Source organism: Blautia sp. MCC269 (genome assembly GCF_018785655.1).
Lineage (GTDB): Bacteria > Bacillota > Clostridia > Lachnospirales > Lachnospiraceae > Blautia_A.
Genome location: NZ_WQQE01000009.1, coordinates 42902 through 60279, shown reverse-complemented (window position 1 = coordinate 60279; position 17378 = coordinate 42902). Strand labels below are relative to the sequence as shown.

At 40.1% G+C, this 17378-nt stretch carries 14 protein-coding genes, 1 pseudogene and 1 CRISPR repeat array (1 of these 16 cut by a window edge); all 15 genes and pseudogenes read left to right on the top strand.

Translation table 11 applies throughout. The features are described 5' to 3' along the window. Nucleotides 1-121 precede the first annotated feature (121 nt). Nucleotides 122-568, top strand: coding sequence for a threonine/serine exporter family protein (locus tag GPK88_RS03330; RefSeq protein WP_021653090.1), 447 nt, complete (start codon nt 122-124; stop codon nt 566-568). 461 nt (nt 569-1029) lie between these two features. Further along, nucleotides 1030-3018, top strand: coding sequence for a methionine--tRNA ligase (metG, locus tag GPK88_RS03325; protein WP_215707531.1), 1989 nt, complete (start codon nt 1030-1032; stop codon nt 3016-3018). Between the two features lie 2 nt (nt 3019-3020). Next, the gene (gene moaC, locus GPK88_RS03320; protein ID WP_174095688.1) at nt 3021-3500 is read left to right on the top strand and encodes a cyclic pyranopterin monophosphate synthase MoaC; all 480 of its coding nucleotides are present in this window, start codon (nt 3021-3023) and stop codon (nt 3498-3500) included. After that, nucleotides 3497-4486 carry a GTP 3',8-cyclase MoaA gene (gene moaA, locus GPK88_RS03315; RefSeq protein WP_174095687.1) on the top strand — a complete coding sequence of 330 codons (990 nt, stop codon included), beginning with the start codon at nt 3497-3499 and terminating at the stop codon, nt 4484-4486. The genes moaC and moaA overlap by 4 nt, the downstream gene beginning before the upstream one ends. Nucleotides 4487-4489: 3 nt before the next feature. After that, complete coding sequence (locus GPK88_RS03310; protein WP_148445509.1) at nt 4490-4978, top strand: MogA/MoaB family molybdenum cofactor biosynthesis protein; 489 nt, start codon at nt 4490-4492, stop codon at nt 4976-4978. 411 nt (nt 4979-5389) lie between these two features. Then, nucleotides 5390-5797 (top strand): annotated as a pseudogene (locus tag GPK88_RS19560) (MOSC domain-containing protein); the annotation flags it as partial. Nucleotides 5798-5821: 24 nt separating this feature from the next. Beyond that, on the top strand, nt 5822-6598 hold the full coding sequence (locus GPK88_RS19555) for a TatD family hydrolase (protein WP_252197670.1): 777 nt from the start codon (nt 5822-5824) through the stop codon (nt 6596-6598). A 489-nt stretch (nt 6599-7087) separates the two neighbouring features. Continuing rightward, nucleotides 7088-7810, top strand: coding sequence for a CRISPR-associated endoribonuclease Cas6 (cas6, locus tag GPK88_RS03300; RefSeq protein WP_215707529.1), 723 nt, complete (start codon nt 7088-7090; stop codon nt 7808-7810). Nucleotides 7811-7823: 13 nt separating this feature from the next. After that, nucleotides 7824-9536 (top strand): type I-B CRISPR-associated protein Cas8b1/Cst1, encoded by a 1713-nt coding sequence (cas8a1, locus tag GPK88_RS03295; RefSeq protein WP_180215152.1) that lies wholly within the window; start codon nt 7824-7826, stop codon nt 9534-9536. 2 nt (nt 9537-9538) lie between these two features. Then, on the top strand, nt 9539-10420 hold the full coding sequence (gene cas7i / locus GPK88_RS03290) for a type I-B CRISPR-associated protein Cas7/Cst2/DevR (RefSeq protein WP_215707528.1): 882 nt from the start codon (nt 9539-9541) through the stop codon (nt 10418-10420). Next, the gene (gene cas5 / locus GPK88_RS03285; protein WP_215707527.1) at nt 10398-11111 is read left to right on the top strand and encodes a CRISPR-associated protein Cas5; all 714 of its coding nucleotides are present in this window, start codon (nt 10398-10400) and stop codon (nt 11109-11111) included. The genes cas7i and cas5 overlap by 23 nt, the downstream gene beginning before the upstream one ends. Before the next feature lie 110 nt (nt 11112-11221). Continuing rightward, nucleotides 11222-13618, top strand: coding sequence for a CRISPR-associated helicase Cas3' (gene cas3 / locus GPK88_RS03280; protein ID WP_215707526.1), 2397 nt, complete (start codon nt 11222-11224; stop codon nt 13616-13618). Between the two features lie 9 nt (nt 13619-13627). Then, on the top strand, nt 13628-14122 hold the full coding sequence (gene cas4 / locus GPK88_RS03275) for a CRISPR-associated protein Cas4 (protein WP_215707525.1): 495 nt from the start codon (nt 13628-13630) through the stop codon (nt 14120-14122). 27 nt (nt 14123-14149) lie between these two features. After that, nucleotides 14150-15142, top strand: a complete 993-nt coding sequence (cas1b, locus tag GPK88_RS03270) for a type I-B CRISPR-associated endonuclease Cas1b (protein ID WP_215707524.1) — start codon at nt 14150-14152, stop codon at nt 15140-15142. A 3-nt stretch (nt 15143-15145) separates the two neighbouring features. Further along, nucleotides 15146-15424, top strand: coding sequence for a CRISPR-associated endonuclease Cas2 (gene cas2, locus GPK88_RS03265; RefSeq protein ID WP_174095679.1), 279 nt, complete (start codon nt 15146-15148; stop codon nt 15422-15424). Nucleotides 15425-15602: 178 nt separating this feature from the next. After that, nucleotides 15603-17378: direct repeats of the CRISPR family, unit length 30 nt; unit sequence GTATTAATAGAAACATTGTGGAATGTAAAG; it runs 1902 nt beyond the window's last position.

The following is a 17378-nucleotide window of genomic DNA, read 5'->3' as shown; positions in this document are numbered from 1 at the left end:
GGTTATGAAAAGCAATAAGCAGTGAATGAGGAGTTTACATACTGTATCAATTGCGGAGTAGCGAAATGCAGCAGATAATGGGAGCATTTGAGAGTAGTTATGATTTATTCAGGAGGAAAATATGCGGGAGATCATACAGCTGGTTGTATCCTTCACGGGATCACTTGGCTTTGCGGCATTATTTAATATCCATGGAAAAAAACTCTGGTTTGCGGCATTGGGTGGATGTCTGTCCTGGGCTGTATATCTGGCAGTAGAGTTCATAACGCCAAGTCCGTATGTGTGCGGTTTCTGGTCAACAGTAGCTATTACTTTGTATGCAGAATGTATGGCAAGAATTCATAAAACGCCGGTAACTGTATTTCTGGTTTCCGCGACAATTCCGCTGATTCCGGGAGCAGCACTTTACCGGACCATGAACTGGATGCTGATGAAGGACTGGGCGAAATTCCAGAAAGACGGAATCTATACGATCCTTTTTGCGGTGAGCATGGCAGCAGGAATGACGCTGACAACTATTGCGTTCCGGATGGCGTGGCGGTGGATGTACAGGCAGAGGAGAATGTAATACAGTATCGAAATTCCCCGTTTACAAACCATCGGAAATGTGTTACGATTTTCCCATATGGAAAACTCGTGGAAGAAGAGAGTACATGTGTACACCACACTACAGGGAAATCCCCGGAGGACTTTTTATATAAGGAGTTCCGAGACTGAGAGGGATGTGCAGGCACAGATGGAAGATGGCTTCGGAGAGGCATTGCTGACCCGGTTTGAACGTGATAGACGAAATGCGAATGTCCCGTTTAATGGACACCGGCAGGCAGTGACAGGACCGCCTGTTATAGCGGAAGGGTATAGATCTTGCTGTACCTGATGAGGTTTTTGCCGCGAGGCAGGAGCGAACAGAAGTGGTAACACGGGTAATAACTCGTCTTCTCATATCGTTATGGTATGAGAAGACGTTTTTTATTTGACTGGATATGTTTCCGGTCAGTTATGAGTAAGCATGCAATTATTTTTTATATTATGGAGGAAAGAAAAATGGAAAAGCAGAGATATTATATCAGCACTGCCATTGCGTACACATCCGGTAAACCGCATATCGGAAATACTTATGAGGTTGTTCTTGCAGATGCCATCGCACGTTTTAAGAGACAGCAGGGTTATGACGTATATTTCCAGACAGGTACGGATGAGCATGGCCAGAAGATCGAGCTGAAGGCCGAGGAAGCTGGTGTTACACCGAAGGAATTCGTAGATAACGTTTCCGGTGAGATCAAACGTATCTGGGATCTGATGAACACATCCTATGACAAATTTATCCGTACAACAGATAAAGACCATGAAGAGCAGGTCAAAAAAATCTTCAAAAAAATGTATGCAAAGGGAGATATCTACAAGGGTCATTACGAAGGAATGTACTGTACACCATGTGAGTCTTTCTTCACAGAGTCCCAGCTTGTAGATGGCAAATGTCCGGACTGCGGACGTCCATGTGTACCGGCTAAAGAAGAGGCATATTTCTTCAAAATGAGCAAGTATGCAGACAAACTGATCGACTACATCAACACACATCCGGATTTCATCCAGCCGGAGTCCCGTAAAAACGAGATGATGAACAACTTCCTTCTTCCGGGTCTTCAGGATCTCTGTGTGTCCAGAACATCCTTCAAATGGGGAATCCCGGTAGATTTTGATCCGAAGCATGTTGTATATGTATGGCTGGATGCCCTGACAAACTATATCACAGGTATCGGCTATGACTGCGACGGAAACAGCAGCGATAAATTCAACAAATACTGGCCGGCAGACCTTCACCTTATCGGAAAAGATATCATTCGTTTCCATACGATTTACTGGCCGATCTTCCTGATGTCTCTGGATCTTCCGCTTCCGAAACAGGTATTCGGACATCCGTGGCTTCTTCAGGGCGATGGAAAAATGAGTAAATCCAAAGGAAATGTAATTTACGCAGATGAGCTTGTTGAGTTCTTTGGTGTAGATGCTGTCCGTTATTTCGTACTTCACGAGATGCCGTTTGAGAATGATGGTGTCATCACATGGGAGCTGATGGTTGAGAGACTGAATTCTGACCTTGCAAACACACTTGGAAATCTTGTAAACCGTACGATCTCCATGTCCAATAAATATTTCAACGGAATCGTTGAGAACAAGAATGTTACTGAGCCGGTTGATGAAGATCTTAAGAACTTCATCCTTCAGGTTCCGAAGAACGTTTCCGCAAAAATGGACAAACTTCGTGTTGCAGATGCCATCACAGAGGTATTCTCCCTGTTCAAACGTTGCAACAAATATATTGATGAGACAATGCCATGGGCACTTGCAAAGGATGAGACAAAACAGGATCGTCTTGCAACTGTTCTCTACAACCTGGTTGAGGGAATCTGCATCGGTGCATCTCTTCTGAAATCTTTTATGCCGCGTACAACAGAGCGTATTCTTGTACAGCTCAACGCAAACGAGAGAACTCTTGAGGATATGGAGCAGTTTGGCCTTTATCCGTCAGGAAACCGCGTAACAGACAAACCGGAGATTCTTTTTGCAAGACTTGAACTGAAAGAGGTTCTTGAGAAAGTTGAGAAGCTTCATCCGAAGAAAGAAGAGCCGAAGGAAGAAGCAAAAGAGGAGAAAGAGGAAGCCAAAGATGTGATCGACATCGAGGCAAAACCGGAGATCACTTTTGATGATTTTGAAAAACTTCAGTTCCAGGTTGGTGAGATCATTGCCTGCGAGGAAGTTAAGAAATCCAGAAAACTTCTCTGCTCCCAGGTTAAGATCGGAAGTCAGGTTCGCCAGATCGTATCCGGAATCAAGGCTCACTATTCCGCAGAGGAAATGGTTGGCAAAAAAGTTATGGTTGTTACAAACCTGAAACCTGCCAAGCTTGCAGGAATCCTCAGTGAGGGCATGATCCTCTGTGCAGAGGATGCAGACGGAAATCTTTCCCTGATGGTACCGGAGAAAGAGATGCCTGCAGGCGCTGAGATCTGCTAAATATGAAACTGAATCATTTTGATGAAAATGGCAATGCTGTTATGGTAGACGTGTCCAATAAACAGGACACTCACCGTACAGCAACAGCTACCGGTTCCATTCAGGTAAGCCCGGAGATCATGGCCGCAGTAAAAAGCGGAAATGTGAAAAAGGGCGATGTGCTTGGCGTGGCCCGTGTGGCGGGTATCATGGGTGTGAAGCGTACTTCTGACCTGATCCCCATGTGCCATCCACTTCCCATCCAGAAATGTTCTGTGGATTTTGAGACGGACGAGGATGCGGGAGTGATCCGTGTGTTCTGTACGGTAAAAACAGAGGGGAAAACAGGCGTGGAGATGGAGGCGCTGACAGGTGTTCAGGTGGCGCTTCTGACCATTTATGATATGTGTAAGGCAATCGACAAACGCATGGTCATGTCTGATATCCATCTGGAAGAGAAAACAGGAGGAAAAAGCGGAGATTTCCGTTTTGAGGAAAAATGATAGACAGGTGCGGAAGAAATATTGATTATCTCAGGATTTCCGTAACTGACAGATGTAATTTGCGGTGTATTTATTGTATGCCGGAGGAGGGAGTGCAGCATGTGGAGCGCTCCCTCGTTTTGCAGGAAGAGGAAATTTTGAGGATCTGCCGGGTGATGGCAGAGCTGGGGATCCGAAAGATCAAGCTGACTGGCGGAGAACCGCTGGTGAGGCCGCGGATGCCCAAGCTTGTGGAAAAACTGAAAAATATGCCGGGGATCGAGAAGGTGACTCTGACTACAAATGGTGTGCTTCTGAAAGATCAGATGAGGGATTTTGCCCGGGCGGGACTGGACGGATTGAATATCAGTCTGGATACGCTGGATGAGACCTGCAGCAGGCGGATCACCAGGCGGGATGAACTTGGACGGACCCTTGAGGGGATTTCGGAAGCGCTGAAGTATCCGGAGATTTCGTTGAAGATTAACTGTGTGCCTCTTGGGATTCCGGATCAGGATCTTTGTAAGGTGGCGTTTCTGGCCAGGGATCATAAGGTGCATGTGCGGTTTATTGAGATGATGCCTATTGGAATGGGAAAAGAATTTCATGGGGTGTCGGAGGAGGAGCTGCTTGGGATCCTTGGGGAAAAACTTCCGCGGTTTTCGCCGTATGTGGGGGAGCCCCTTGGAAATGGCCCGTGCCATTATTATGATGTAGATGGTTTTTCCGGGAAAATCGGGTTTATCAGTGCGGTAAGCCATAAGTTTTGTGGGGAGTGTAACCGGATTCGGCTGACTTCCCAGGGTTTTTTGAAGACTTGTCTGCAGTATGCGGCGGGGCGGGATCTTCGTGCTGTGATCCGTGGTGGTGGCTCGGATGAGGAGCTGAAGGCTGTGATCCTGGAGGCTCTGGCGGAGAAACCGGACGGGCATGCTTTTGGCGGAGGCCTGGAGAAACAGAAGGATGATAAGACGGAGAAGCTTTGTATGGCTCAGATTGGAGGTTAAGTGATGAAGAGAGTTGCGGTGATTACTTCTAGTGATAAGGGTTATAAAGGGGAGCGTGAAGATCTTAGTGGGCCGGCTGTGAAGGAGATTGTGGAGGCAGCCGGGTACGTGGTTGTTTCTATGGATGTTTTGCCAGATGACCGTGGGATGCTTGGTGCCCGGATGGCTGAGATTGCGGATCAGGGTCTGGCGGAGCTGATTTTGACTACGGGTGGTACCGGGTTTTCCAAAAGGGATGTGACGCCGGAGGCTACGGAGGACGTGATCGAGCGGCGTGTGCCGGGGATTCCGGAGGCGATGCGGGCGTTTAGTTTGACGATTACTAAGAGGGCGATGTTGAGTCGGGGGACGGCTGGGATTCGGAAGGGGACGTTGATTGTTAATTTGCCGGGGAGTCCTAAGGCTGTGCGGGAGTGTCTTGAGGTTATTATTGATGCGTTGGGGCATGGGATTGAGATACTTACGGGTGAGGCCGGGGAGTGTGGACGGTAGGATATAGAGTGTATTTATTAACAAGCGGACGGCCCACGAAGTCATGGCCAGTACGGTGACACGCTGTGCGGCCTGTTCGGCTGCGTCGCTGGTTTGCTGCCATTCGCGCCAACTCGCTGGAGACAGAGGACATTCGGAATCCGCTTCGCTACTTCCTCATGAATACAAGCAGCTTATGCTGCTTGTATTCAAACAGGCGCTCGGTGGCAGCAGCTATACTCGCCTCTCGACGGCCGCTCCGCTAACGTCACCGTACTGGCCCTGCCTCCGTTGGGCTGGTTGTTGAATGTGGTACGGTTTGTCGTATGTGTTGTAGGTTTTACCGGATGTGTTGATAGGTGGAAATTAATATTACTGGTGTGATATGTAGGAACAAATTTGGTAACGATGTGTAATTAATAGGAGTTTGTTATGGGAAAAGTACTTGCGGTTTGTATCAGTGAGATGAAGGGGACTCAGAAGAGGAATGTGGGGTCTGCGGTTTTTGTGGAGGACTGGGGGCTTGAGGGGGATGCTCATGCCGGGAAGTGGCATCGGCAGGTGAGTCTTCTTTCCAGTGAAAAGATTGAGGCGTTCCGGGCGAGGGGCGCTGATGTTGAGGATGGTGCTTTTGGCGAAAATCTGGTTGTGGAGGGGATTGATTTTGCGAAACTTCCGGTTGGTACCAGATTTCGCTGTGGCGAGGTTGTGCTGGAGCTGACTCAGATCGGAAAAGAGTGTCACAATGGCTGTGCCATTTTTCAGAAGATGGGTGAGTGCATCATGCCCCGGGAAGGGGTGTTTACAAGAGTGCTGAAAGGTGGAAAAGTTTCCGTCGGTGACGAGATGACTGTGGATAAAGCTATGATTTTTGATACCCATGCCCATTATGACGATGAGGCTTTTGACGAGGATCGGTTTGAGATGCTTGAGAGTATGCAGGAGAACGGGATCGGGCATATTGTGGATGTTTGTGCTTCTGTGGGACATTTTGACCGGGTTTATGATTTGGTGGAGAAGTATCCGTTTGTTTATGGTGCGGTGGGTGTTCATCCGGATGATGCGGATAAGGTGGATGCAGCTGTTCTGGATGAGATCCGCAGATATTGTGACATGGAAAAAACAGTAGCCGTAGGCGAGATCGGTCTGGATTATTACTGGCATAAGGAGAAAGAAGAGCATCTTCTCCAGCAGAAAGTCTTCCGCCAGCAGATGGACATCGCCCGTGAAAAGAAGCTCCCATTTATGATCCACAGCCGTGATGCAGCGGAGGATACGCTGAATATTGTGAGAGAGTATATGAAGGATGGAATGTATGGCGGAGTTATCCATTGCTTTTCCTATAGTAAGGAGATTGCAAGAGAGTATCTGAATATGGGACTTTACCTGGGAATCGGTGGTGTGGTTACATTTAAGAATTCCAGGAAGCTGAAAGAAGTAGTGGAATACGCACCCTTAAACCAGATTCTTCTGGAAACCGACTGTCCGTATATGGCACCTGTGCCAAACCGTGGGAAACGTAACAGTTCGCTGTATCTGCCGGAGGTTGTGAAGACTATTGCGGAGATTAAGGGTGTCAGCTGCGAGGAGGTTGTGGCCGTGACGGAGAGTAATGCGGTGAAGGTGTTGGGGCTGATATAATTGTTATATTATAAAATGAAGAAGGAACTACTGTATGACAGTTAGAAAATCATCTGTTTTACAGCGGCCCCTTTTCAAGTTAACAAGGAAATCATCCGGTAGGTGTGCCATTTTTCTGCATCTTTCAGAGCTAAAAGGAAAGTTCTTGTCAGTACCATCGGCGCGTGGTTGACACGGAAGTTTACCACTACGGGGAAGTTCCTTGTTATGGGTTCCAATATGGGACTATTATAAAAATTAGAATCATAGATTAATGATTAATAATCTAAATTCACATTCCAAAATGGATTGTATCTTTGAGTATTATAAATGATACATACATAAAATTAAAGGCGAATTTTTTAATGCAGATAAATATTTATTATTAACAATAAAAAACAATCCATTAGAATATTAATCATTTTAGATGTTGACTTTATACGAAACCTATGCTATTTTAGAAGAAAGAAAACACCAATTAATTAACAACTTCCAGAAAGGAGGAACAAGATGAATGAACTAAGATTGGAATTTCAGTTAGAGACAACGGAGATTCCGGCTGAACTGGACAAGGTTTTAGTGAGTTTTCTAAAAGCTGCTGTGGAAAATTATTCTCCGGCACTTTTTGAAAAGCTCTATAATAAAAATTCGTCCATATTAAAAACTTATGTCTGGGCGACATACTTACCCGGGGCGAGATTTACACAGGAAAAAATACTGCTTAATCATAGCAGATTTATTATGACATTTTCAGATGCAGATATAGGTGAACTGATCGAATTTTACAATGCATTTGTACTTATGAAATATAAACCGTATCCTATGTATCAAAATTCCATGCGGTTAATGTCAGTAAAGATACGGAATATTCCAGAAATTCAAGACACAGAACTCATTATAAAAATGAAAAGTGCACTTATTGTCCGAAAACATGATTCCGCGGATAATAGTGACAAGTACTATACATGTGAAGATCCGGAATTTGGAGAAATGGTAAAAGAAAATCTCAGGATTTTTCTTGAAAAACTGAATTTGAAAATGGATATCAGTGATTTTTCCATAGCTCTGTTGAAAGGGAAAAAAGTGGTAACAAGAACCTGGGGACGATTTATAGATGGAAGTATCGGGGTATATAAGATAACAGGAAATCTGGAATTGCTGAATTTATTGCGCGCTGCTGGGTTGGGAACACGTAGATCATTAGGTAAGGGCATGTGGGAAGTCATATATTAGGAGGTGTGCTATCATGGAAAAATATGTGATCACTCTTGGTGATTTCCTAAAGAATGCCGGAATCGTAGGATTTCATTATATGCTTGAAACTGCAGGGGCAGAGGAAGGTGTTGATTTCGGTCATTCCGATGATGACCAGGCATTATGGGTCAGCATGGATTTTGCGAAAAACGCGGATTGGACAGATATGTATTTTAAGGCCTTTATCAGGTATTTTGGACCATTTAGTACGTATCAGGGAATTAAGGATAAAATTCAAACATGTATTGAAAAGATAGAAGCTGAAAAATGGAATCCGGGAAAACAGGAAAAAGATGATCTGAAATTTATCAATGACAAGCTGCAGTCAAACAGTTATCAGGCTGGCTTTGCAAATATTAAAAAGAAAATTGAAAATCCGGAAATTTATGAGAAATTAAAAAAGAACAAACTCAGTGATAAATTGTCATCAGAAGAACTGAAAAACAGATTAGCAGAACTTCTGGATTTTATAAATCAGCCAGAATGCAGCGAAACTTTTGCAATGAAGAGTATTATATATACTTATATAAACCGGTTCTGGAATGGAAAATGTTTTCTTTTACGTCCTAATGCAAAAAAAGATATGCGAGAGGTGTTTGAAAAAGATTTTTCCGAACCATTTCGAAAGTATCTGAGTGCAGATCATAAGAAGGCAAAAGATCTCTGTATTGATTGTGGTGATCCAATAGGGCCGAAAGAAAAGGTCTCGATAGCATTCATGAATGAAGTTGGAGATGATTTTACAAGAAAACGTTCTGCATTCTGGGACTGTAAAGTGGATGCGTTTCTTTGCCCTGGTTGTGCTTTTATATATGCGCTCAGTCCGTTGGGATTCCGGTTATATGCCAATAAATTTGTTTTTGTAAATATAAATAACAGCATTGGTGCTTTGTTAGATGCAAATTCTAAAATTGGAAGAATTGATCAGGAAGGAGAAAAAACTGAGAACAAGAAATATTCCCAGTGGTTTGCAGAGACGATCAATATTTTACTAAGAAAAAAACAGCAGGAATTATCTAATGTACAGGTTATCTTGCGTGGAGTGAGTGCAGATGACAGGTATAGATTGAGTATTATCCATAAAAAAATGCTGGAAATTATTTGCGAATCAAGGGTATCTGATGCTCTGACATCGCTGGCAAAATCTCCATTTACTAAAATCAAAGATAATTTTGTAAATGTACATGAAACTGTAGTCATGAATCTTTTGCAGCATCGAGACCAGTATCAGTTGTTAAATCAGCTTCTTAAAGAAAATATAAAAGAAGAATCAAAGAATTTTTATATATTCTGGGTATATGAAATACAGTTATGGACGGAGATTGTATTGACATATTTAGATTGTGAAGAAAGAAATGAGAAAGGAAAGGAGATTTCTATGACTTGTGGAGCTATGAAAAAAAGTGGAGCGGATCTAAGAAAAGCAATTATGACTGCAAAGGGTATGACTTCCAGTGAAGGCTTGAGGGGCATTGAATATCAGCTGTTGAATGCTTTAGCCGTGAGAAATGTAAATAAATTTATGGACGTTGTGATGCGTTTGTACAGTGCGTATGGTTCCAAGAGAAATGAAGATGGACATGAACTTTTGATACCAACAGGGTTTGTTCAGATGTTAAATGACAAGCAGAAATTTACAGAATATGGATATGCGTTTGTAATGGGATTAGTGGGATCTTACGAGCCGAAGAAGGAGGAAGCATGATTATGAAAAGAGAAGGTTTAACATTTACAGTAATTTTCCTGGCAGAAAGTGCGAACTATGGAGAAGGAATTGGAAATATTTCATCACTGAAAAAAATGACCAGAGGAGATTATGAAGAGTATTCTTATATTTCCAGACAGGCGCTGAGATATAACATGGTGCAGCAGGCAAACTGGGATACAACCCCTGTGGATGGAAAAAGTGGAGTAGTACAGTTTGCGCCCTCAGCGACGATTGAAGATTATCCGGAGATTGATCTGTTTGGATATATGAAAACGACTTCTAAAGGGGAAGATCAGAATGGTGGAGCTTCTACAAGAAGTGCAGTTGCCAGACTTAGCAATGCGATCGCATTGGAGCCATTTCAGGGAAATCTTGAATTTTTGACCAATATGGGACTTGCTGTGAGAGGAAATCTGCAGAATGGAATTGCGCAGAGTGAGATCCATCGCTCTTATTATTCTTATACTATGTCAATAGATCTGGACAGAGTTGGTGTAGATGGTGAGATCAATATTGCAGAAGAGGAGAAAGTAGAAAGAGTGAAAGTTCTCCTGGATTCTGTTCATTATTTGTACAGAGATATCAAAGGAAGAAGAGAAAATCTCAGTCCATTATTTATAATTGGAGGCAGATACGGCAGAAAAAATCCATTTTTTGAGAACAGAGTAAAAGTGGATGCAAATAAAATTAATGTAAATACACTGCAGGAATTACTTGAGGATGATAATATCAGAAATTATACGTATGCAGGAATTACAGCAGGTATTTTTGATAATGAAGATAAATTAAAAGAGGTATTAAGAGCAGAATCTGTAGGCGCAGTATTTAATCATTTGAAAGAGGAAGTGGAGCAGTATTATGGAGAGGGCAATCAGGGTTAAGTGTTTTCAGAACCTGGTAAATTATAAAAAACCCAGCAGCTTTATTATTAAAGAAACATTTCCTCTTCCACCATATTCTACAGTTCTTGGGATGATCCATGCAGCTTGTGGTTATACAGAGTTTCATCCAATGAAGCTCTGCATACAGGGAACAAATAGTGGAACCGTATCAGAACTTTATACAAGATATTCATTTTCAGCAGGTACGAAATATGAAGAAGGACGCCATCAGATCTGTGTTGAAGATGGAGAAAGGTATGGAATTTTCAGGGGAATTGCCAATGTTGAACTGGTCTGTGACAATGATATGGTGATACATGTAATTCCAGAAGAGGATGATTTTGAGAAAGTATATAATTCACTGAAATATCCACCAAGATATTTATCACTGGGACGTTATGAAGATCTTCTGGATATTGAGCGGGTGGATATTGTGAATATCCATCAGGAAGATGAAGTGGAAATAAAGAGAGATATGTATATACCGGTGAGCTATGGAATCGAGTTAGGAGACAGACGTGGAACAATATACAATCTCACAAAAGAATATGAAATCACAAAGCAGGGTCTGCGTCGCTGGAAAAAAGAAAATGGAAGAGTAAAGGCTTATTATTGTTCTGGAGGAGTGGTGATAGACGAAGGGGCATATGTGGATGACTTCGAGAAAGATGCAGCATTGATATTTTGTTGATTAACTATAAGAAGGCAGTTCAGTAATATGATTTGTATTTGAAATACAATGGATTATGGGAAGCTTACAAGGAGGCAGAGCAGATGTTCTGTCTCCGGAAGGAGAAGTCTATGGAGTATTATGCAAAATCCGGAAAAAAGATTTTGTCGCAGGGAGAGATTGATAAAGTCAGAAATGAACTGGAAAATCTTATAATAAATCTTGAGAATGAATTTACAGAGACAGATCTTAAGGTTATTAAAAATAATATAGCTCATTTGCAGGATACGAAAGAAGAGGAACAGAAAACGTTAAAGGAACATCAGGACGACATTGTAAAATGTGCAGAGATGTTTTTTTTAGAATATGGAGAATATTTTACAGAAAAAGAAAAATGTCTGGTTACAGAGGCATGCAGAATACACGATTGGGGAAAAGCAAACCTGATTTTTCAAGGTTTGGTAAATTCGAATTTGATTAAAAAAATGTATCCTGATATAAAGCGGGATACGCAGATTCCACACGGATTTTTAAGCGCAGTTACCATATCGAAAAAAGAATTTAAAAGATTGTCTGAACTGTTTTCAGAAGAAGATTTCGGACCCTTTATTACAGCAGTATATCATCATCATGACAGAGATGATTGTTATGAAGGACCTGATATTCGGAAATATGCAGAAAAATATTATTTAAAGCAAATCAAAGAATATCTTGGAAAAGATATTGACAAGTTATATTGCAGCAATTTGAATAAACTATTATACCGTAATAATATTTGTACGCCTAAATTTACAGTAGATTCTAAAATATGGAATGAGTATCTTTTGATTAAAGGACTGCTCAATAAATTTGATTATACAGTAAGTGCAGGGTACGAAAAGGCAGAAATTGCACCAGATCTGCGGGAGAAAAAATTGAAGAAAAATATAGAAGTTTATCTTCAGAACAAAGAATTACGGCCTGCACAGAAATTCATGATGGAACATAAAAATGAAAATCTGGTTATTGTAGCACCTACAGGTTCTGGAAAAACAGAAGCGGCATTATTATGGTTAAATGGAGAAAAGGGTTTTTATACATTGCCATTAAAAGTTTCTTCTAATGCGATTTATTCTCGAATTAAAACGAATTATTCTTACAGTGATGTTGCATTATTGCATTCAGATAGTATGGCTATGTATTTGAAAGAATTTGAACAGGATGACACAGATATTGATGAAAAATATAATCGCGCAAAAATGTTGTCACAGCCATTAACTGTATGTACTGTAGATCAACTTTTTAAATTTGTTTATAAGGCATTGGGGACGGAGATTTTGGCTGCAACCTTAAAGTATTCGAAATTAATTTTGGATGAGATCCAGGCGTATGAACCGAGGGTTATTGCAACAATTATTTATGGCTTGAAGACAATACAGGAAATGGGAGGATATTTTGCTATTATTACAGCTACATTTCCACCTGTTTTAAAGAAGTTCATGGAAAAATATGGGTTATCAGAAGGAATGCAATATCAGTTTAAAGATTTTACAGAAAAAGAATATCAGTTAGATCAGTTTCCAAGACACAAAATTCAAATTGAAAAGTCGGAAATAAATATTGAGAGGATATTAGAACAGGGAAGCACTAAAAAAGTTCTGGTTATTTGTAACACTGTGTCCAAGGCACAAAAAATTTATAAAGAAATGCAGGAAAGAACGGAAAACGTAGAACTTTTGCATTCTTGCTATATCAGAAGAGACAGGGCTTTTTTGGAAGAAAAAATCATGCTTTTTTCGGAATCGGAAAAGCCGGGAATATGGATAACAACGCAGATTGTAGAGGCGAGTCTGGATATAGATTTTGATATACTTTATACTGAAATGTGTACAGCGGACAGTCTTTTGCAGAGAATGGGACGATGCAACCGAAAAGGGCGATATGTTCCTGAAGAACCGAATATTGTTGTATATGATAATCGAAATGGTGTGGGAAAAGATCGAGTTTATGATTCAGACATGTATGACCGTTCTTTAAGATTTCTTCATGAATATGAAAATATATTGTTTGGTGAAGAACTAAAAACGGTTTATATGAACAATGTTTACAATCCGGAAGAAATAACTGAAACGAGCTATTACAAAGAAATTGAAGAATGGTTGAAAAGGTTTTCGACAATTCATCCGGCAGAATATACATCAAAAGAAGCTAAAGTGAGGGATATAAAAAGTATTACGATTGTGCCGGAAGAGATTTATGATAAAAAACAGGAATTGTTTGAATATGGAATAGATTTTTTAAGAAAGCCAAATCTGAGAAAAGAAGTCAGAAGTATTATTAAAAACAGGCTTGAAGATGTGACGTTGAGCATGAGTATTTATAATAAATTCCCCAAAGGGGTAGACAGGGATGTAATTGGAAGTAAAAATGGCAGAAACATTATGGATATTCACAGAGCAAGATATAAATATGACTTTGATTCAGAAAATGGAAAAGGTGCAGGTTTGTTATTAAATGAAGAGTTGGAGATGGATGGTATATTTATGTAGGTGATGAAAATGGATGAAAGAATCACTGGGGTGATGATTTATTATTATTTCGTTTGTAAGCGGAAATTGTGGTATTTTTGTCATGATATCCGGATGGAAGCAGAGAATGAAGATGTAATTTTGGGTAAGATTCTGGATGAGAGCAGCTATAAGAAGAAGGATAAACATGTAAATATTGATGATATTATAAACATTGATTTTATCAGTGAGCATAAGGAATTGCATGAGGTTAAGAAGAGTAAGGCTGTGGAAGATGCTGGAATCTGGCAGGTGAAGTATTATCTTTATTATTTGCAGCAGCGAGGCGTGAGTGGTCTTAAGGGGAAGATTGATTATCCGCTGTTGAAGAAGTCTGTGATTGTTGAATTGTCGGAAAAGGATGTGGAAATTCTGGAAAGGATTTTTGTTGAGATTACAGACATCCAACATCAGGAGGTTCCATCGGTTTCGGGTAATAGTAAATTGTGTAAAAAATGTGCTTATTATGATTTGTGTACCATATAAACTTTGGATTTGTATCGGGGGAAAAGTATGAAACAAAGTTTTTACGTTTATAATAACGGGGATTTGAAACGGAAGGATAATACGCTTCAGTTTACAAATTATGATGGTGAGAAAAGGGATATTCCGATTGAGAGGATTTCGGATATTTATGTTATGTCCGAGATGTCGTTTAATACAAAGTTTATTAATTATATATCGCAGTACGGAATTCCGATGCATTTTTTTAACTATTATAATTTTTATACGGGGAGTTATTATCCGAGAGAAAGTCTGTTGGCGGGGCAACTGTTGGTGAAGCAGGTCAGTTATTATACAGATTATGAGAAAAGGTTGGTTCTTGCAAGGAAATTTATAGAGGCGGCAGCGGATAGTATTTATCGGAATTTGCGATATTATAATGGCCGTGGAAAAGATGTGGATGAATATCTTAGAGATGTGGATTCGCTTCGTAAACAGCTAAGCAGTGTGACAACAATTGAAGAGCTGATGGGAATTGAAGGTAATATCAGAAGAAGATATTATGCTGCGTGGAATGTGATTGTCAATCAGGAGATTCGGTTTGAGAAGCGTGTAATGCATCCACCAGATAATATGATCAATTCTTTGCTCTCGTTTGTTAATACACTGATTTATACGAAAGTGCTTGGTGAAATTTATCATACGCAGTTGAATCCTACGATCAGTTATCTGCATGAACCTGGAGCGAGACGTTTTTCGTTAAGTCTGGATATTGCGGAAGTGTTTAAGCCATTAATTGGTGACAGGTTGATTTTTTCGTTATTGAATCGAAACCAGATTACGGAAGATAGTTTTACGGAGGAACTGAATTTTCTTCATTTGAAAAAAGATGCTTCTAAATTGATTGTTTCTGAACTTGAAAAAAGTCTTAAGAAGACTGTAATGCATAAGGATTTGGGGAGGCAGGTTTCTTATCAGTATTTACTTAGGTTGGAGTGTTATAAATTGATAAAGCATCTGCTCGGTGAAAAAGAATATGAAGGGTTCAGAATATGGTGGTGAATTATGTATGTTGTTTTGGTTTATGACGTAAGTCAGCAGGAGAACGGTGCGAAGCGTTGGTCGAAGATTTTTAAAATATGTAAAAGATATCTGACGCATATTCAGAATTCTGTTTTTGAAGGCGAGATTTCTAAGGCTCAGTTGGCGCAATTACAACAGGAACTTAAATTGTATATAGATAAAGAATTGGATTCTGTGATTATTTTTAAATCAAGGCAGGAAAAATGGTTGGATAAGGAATTCTGGGGACGGAAAGATGATGCAACCAGTTTCATTCTGTAATTGTCGACCTACGATACGGAAAAAATCCCGGGAGGTCGACAAAGCCTTTATTTATAAGGAAAATGGAGGATTTGGAGGCTATTGGGAATGCAAATTTTGTTTCAAAAAAATTGTAAATGACAGGGTCGACAGAAAGTGGTAAAATAAGTCTTGTATTATATGTGGATGTGGAGCACGGGTATTAATAGAAACATTGTGGAATGTAAAGGATGCAGCTGCAAGGTTCATTATTCCCGGAAGACCGTATTAATAGAAACATTGTGGAATGTAAAGGACCAGACCGGAGAGGATGCAGAAAGATACTGCAAAGTATTAATAGAAACATTGTGGAATGTAAAGGCATTAACAATAATCTTTTCAAATGCTTCTGTCATTGTATTAATAGAAACATTGTGGAATGTAAAGTTTACAATTCCGTACTCAAGTCCATTTGCAAGAGCTTCGTATTAATAGAAACATTGTGGAATGTAAAGACTAAAATATATTTCATAATGATTTCAAAACCGCCCGTATTAATAGAAACATTGTGGAATGTAAAGATGGAAGAGACAACGATTGCTGCGATTTCCACAGCCGTATTAATAGAAACATTGTGGAATGTAAAGGAATTTTATTTCTCATTTGAGTCGGAGTCATTTTTACCGTATTAATAGAAACATTGTGGAATGTAAAGACAGCATGGCAACTTGTCAACGGAGAATGGCTCAGGGTATTAATAGAAACATTGTGGAATGTAAAGTTGTATAACAGTAGGAAAGGCATATGGAGCAACGTTGTATTAATAGAAACATTGTGGAATGTAAAGCAAATTGCTTCAAGTGTCCATCCCTGAGACGTCCAATAGTATTAATAGAAACATTGTGGAATGTAAAGAACACAATAACCAAACCGGGAAGTTATTTTTACACGTATTAATAGAAACATTGTGGAATGTAAAGTAATATACCATAATGCAAAATTCAGTCATGAACTGGTATTAATAGAAACATTGTGGAATGTAAAGCAAAAAGACGGTGCTTATTTCAAGGCTACTGATAGGTATTAATAGAAACATTGTGGAATGTAAAGTACAAATAATGTCTGTTGAACGATAGTTCTACCGCAGTATTAATAGAAACATTGTGGAATGTAAAGACATGAGTAGTAAATCTTGCCTGGTTCTGCTGAGCCGTATTAATAGAAACATTGTGGAATGTAAAGTTGAGTGAATAACGGTCAAGACTTGCATAGTTTCCGTATTAATAGAAACATTGTGGAATGTAAAGAGGCACATGGCTTTGATAATCTCAGCGCTCAAGACTGTATTAATAGAAACATTGTGGAATGTAAAGTACGATATTGGCGATCTGTGGTCTCAAGATGGCGGAGGTATTAATAGAAACATTGTGGAATGTAAAGGCAAAACCGATAAGGCTAACTTCTTCGATCAGAATATGTATTAATAGAAACATTGTGGAATGTAAAGACTGAAATTGGAGCTGTCTCTGCCATGCCGTAAGCAACCGTATTAATAGAAACATTGTGGAATGTAAAGTCTGCAACCATTTCGTCAATTTTTGCATCAATTTCAGTATTAATAGAAACATTGTGGAATGTAAAGACACTTTGTATAAATCTGTCGGCGGTGTCCACTGTACGTATTAATAGAAACATTGTGGAATGTAAAGTTTGCTCCCTGTGTATTTACTTCGGGAAGTAGACTTGGTATTAATAGAAACATTGTGGAATGTAAAGTGGTGTTGAATTTCTGTTTTGCAACAAGAAAGACACGTATTAATAGAAACATTGTGGAATGTAAAGTCAGCACTGTTCGCGTAGGCAATGTGCAGATAATACGGTATTAATAGAAACATTGTGGAATGTAAAGTCTGTCGACGCTGACGCAACCGGCCTACGAAGAGTGTATTAATAGAAACATTGTGGAATGTAAAGGGTAGATACTTTGAAAGCTTTG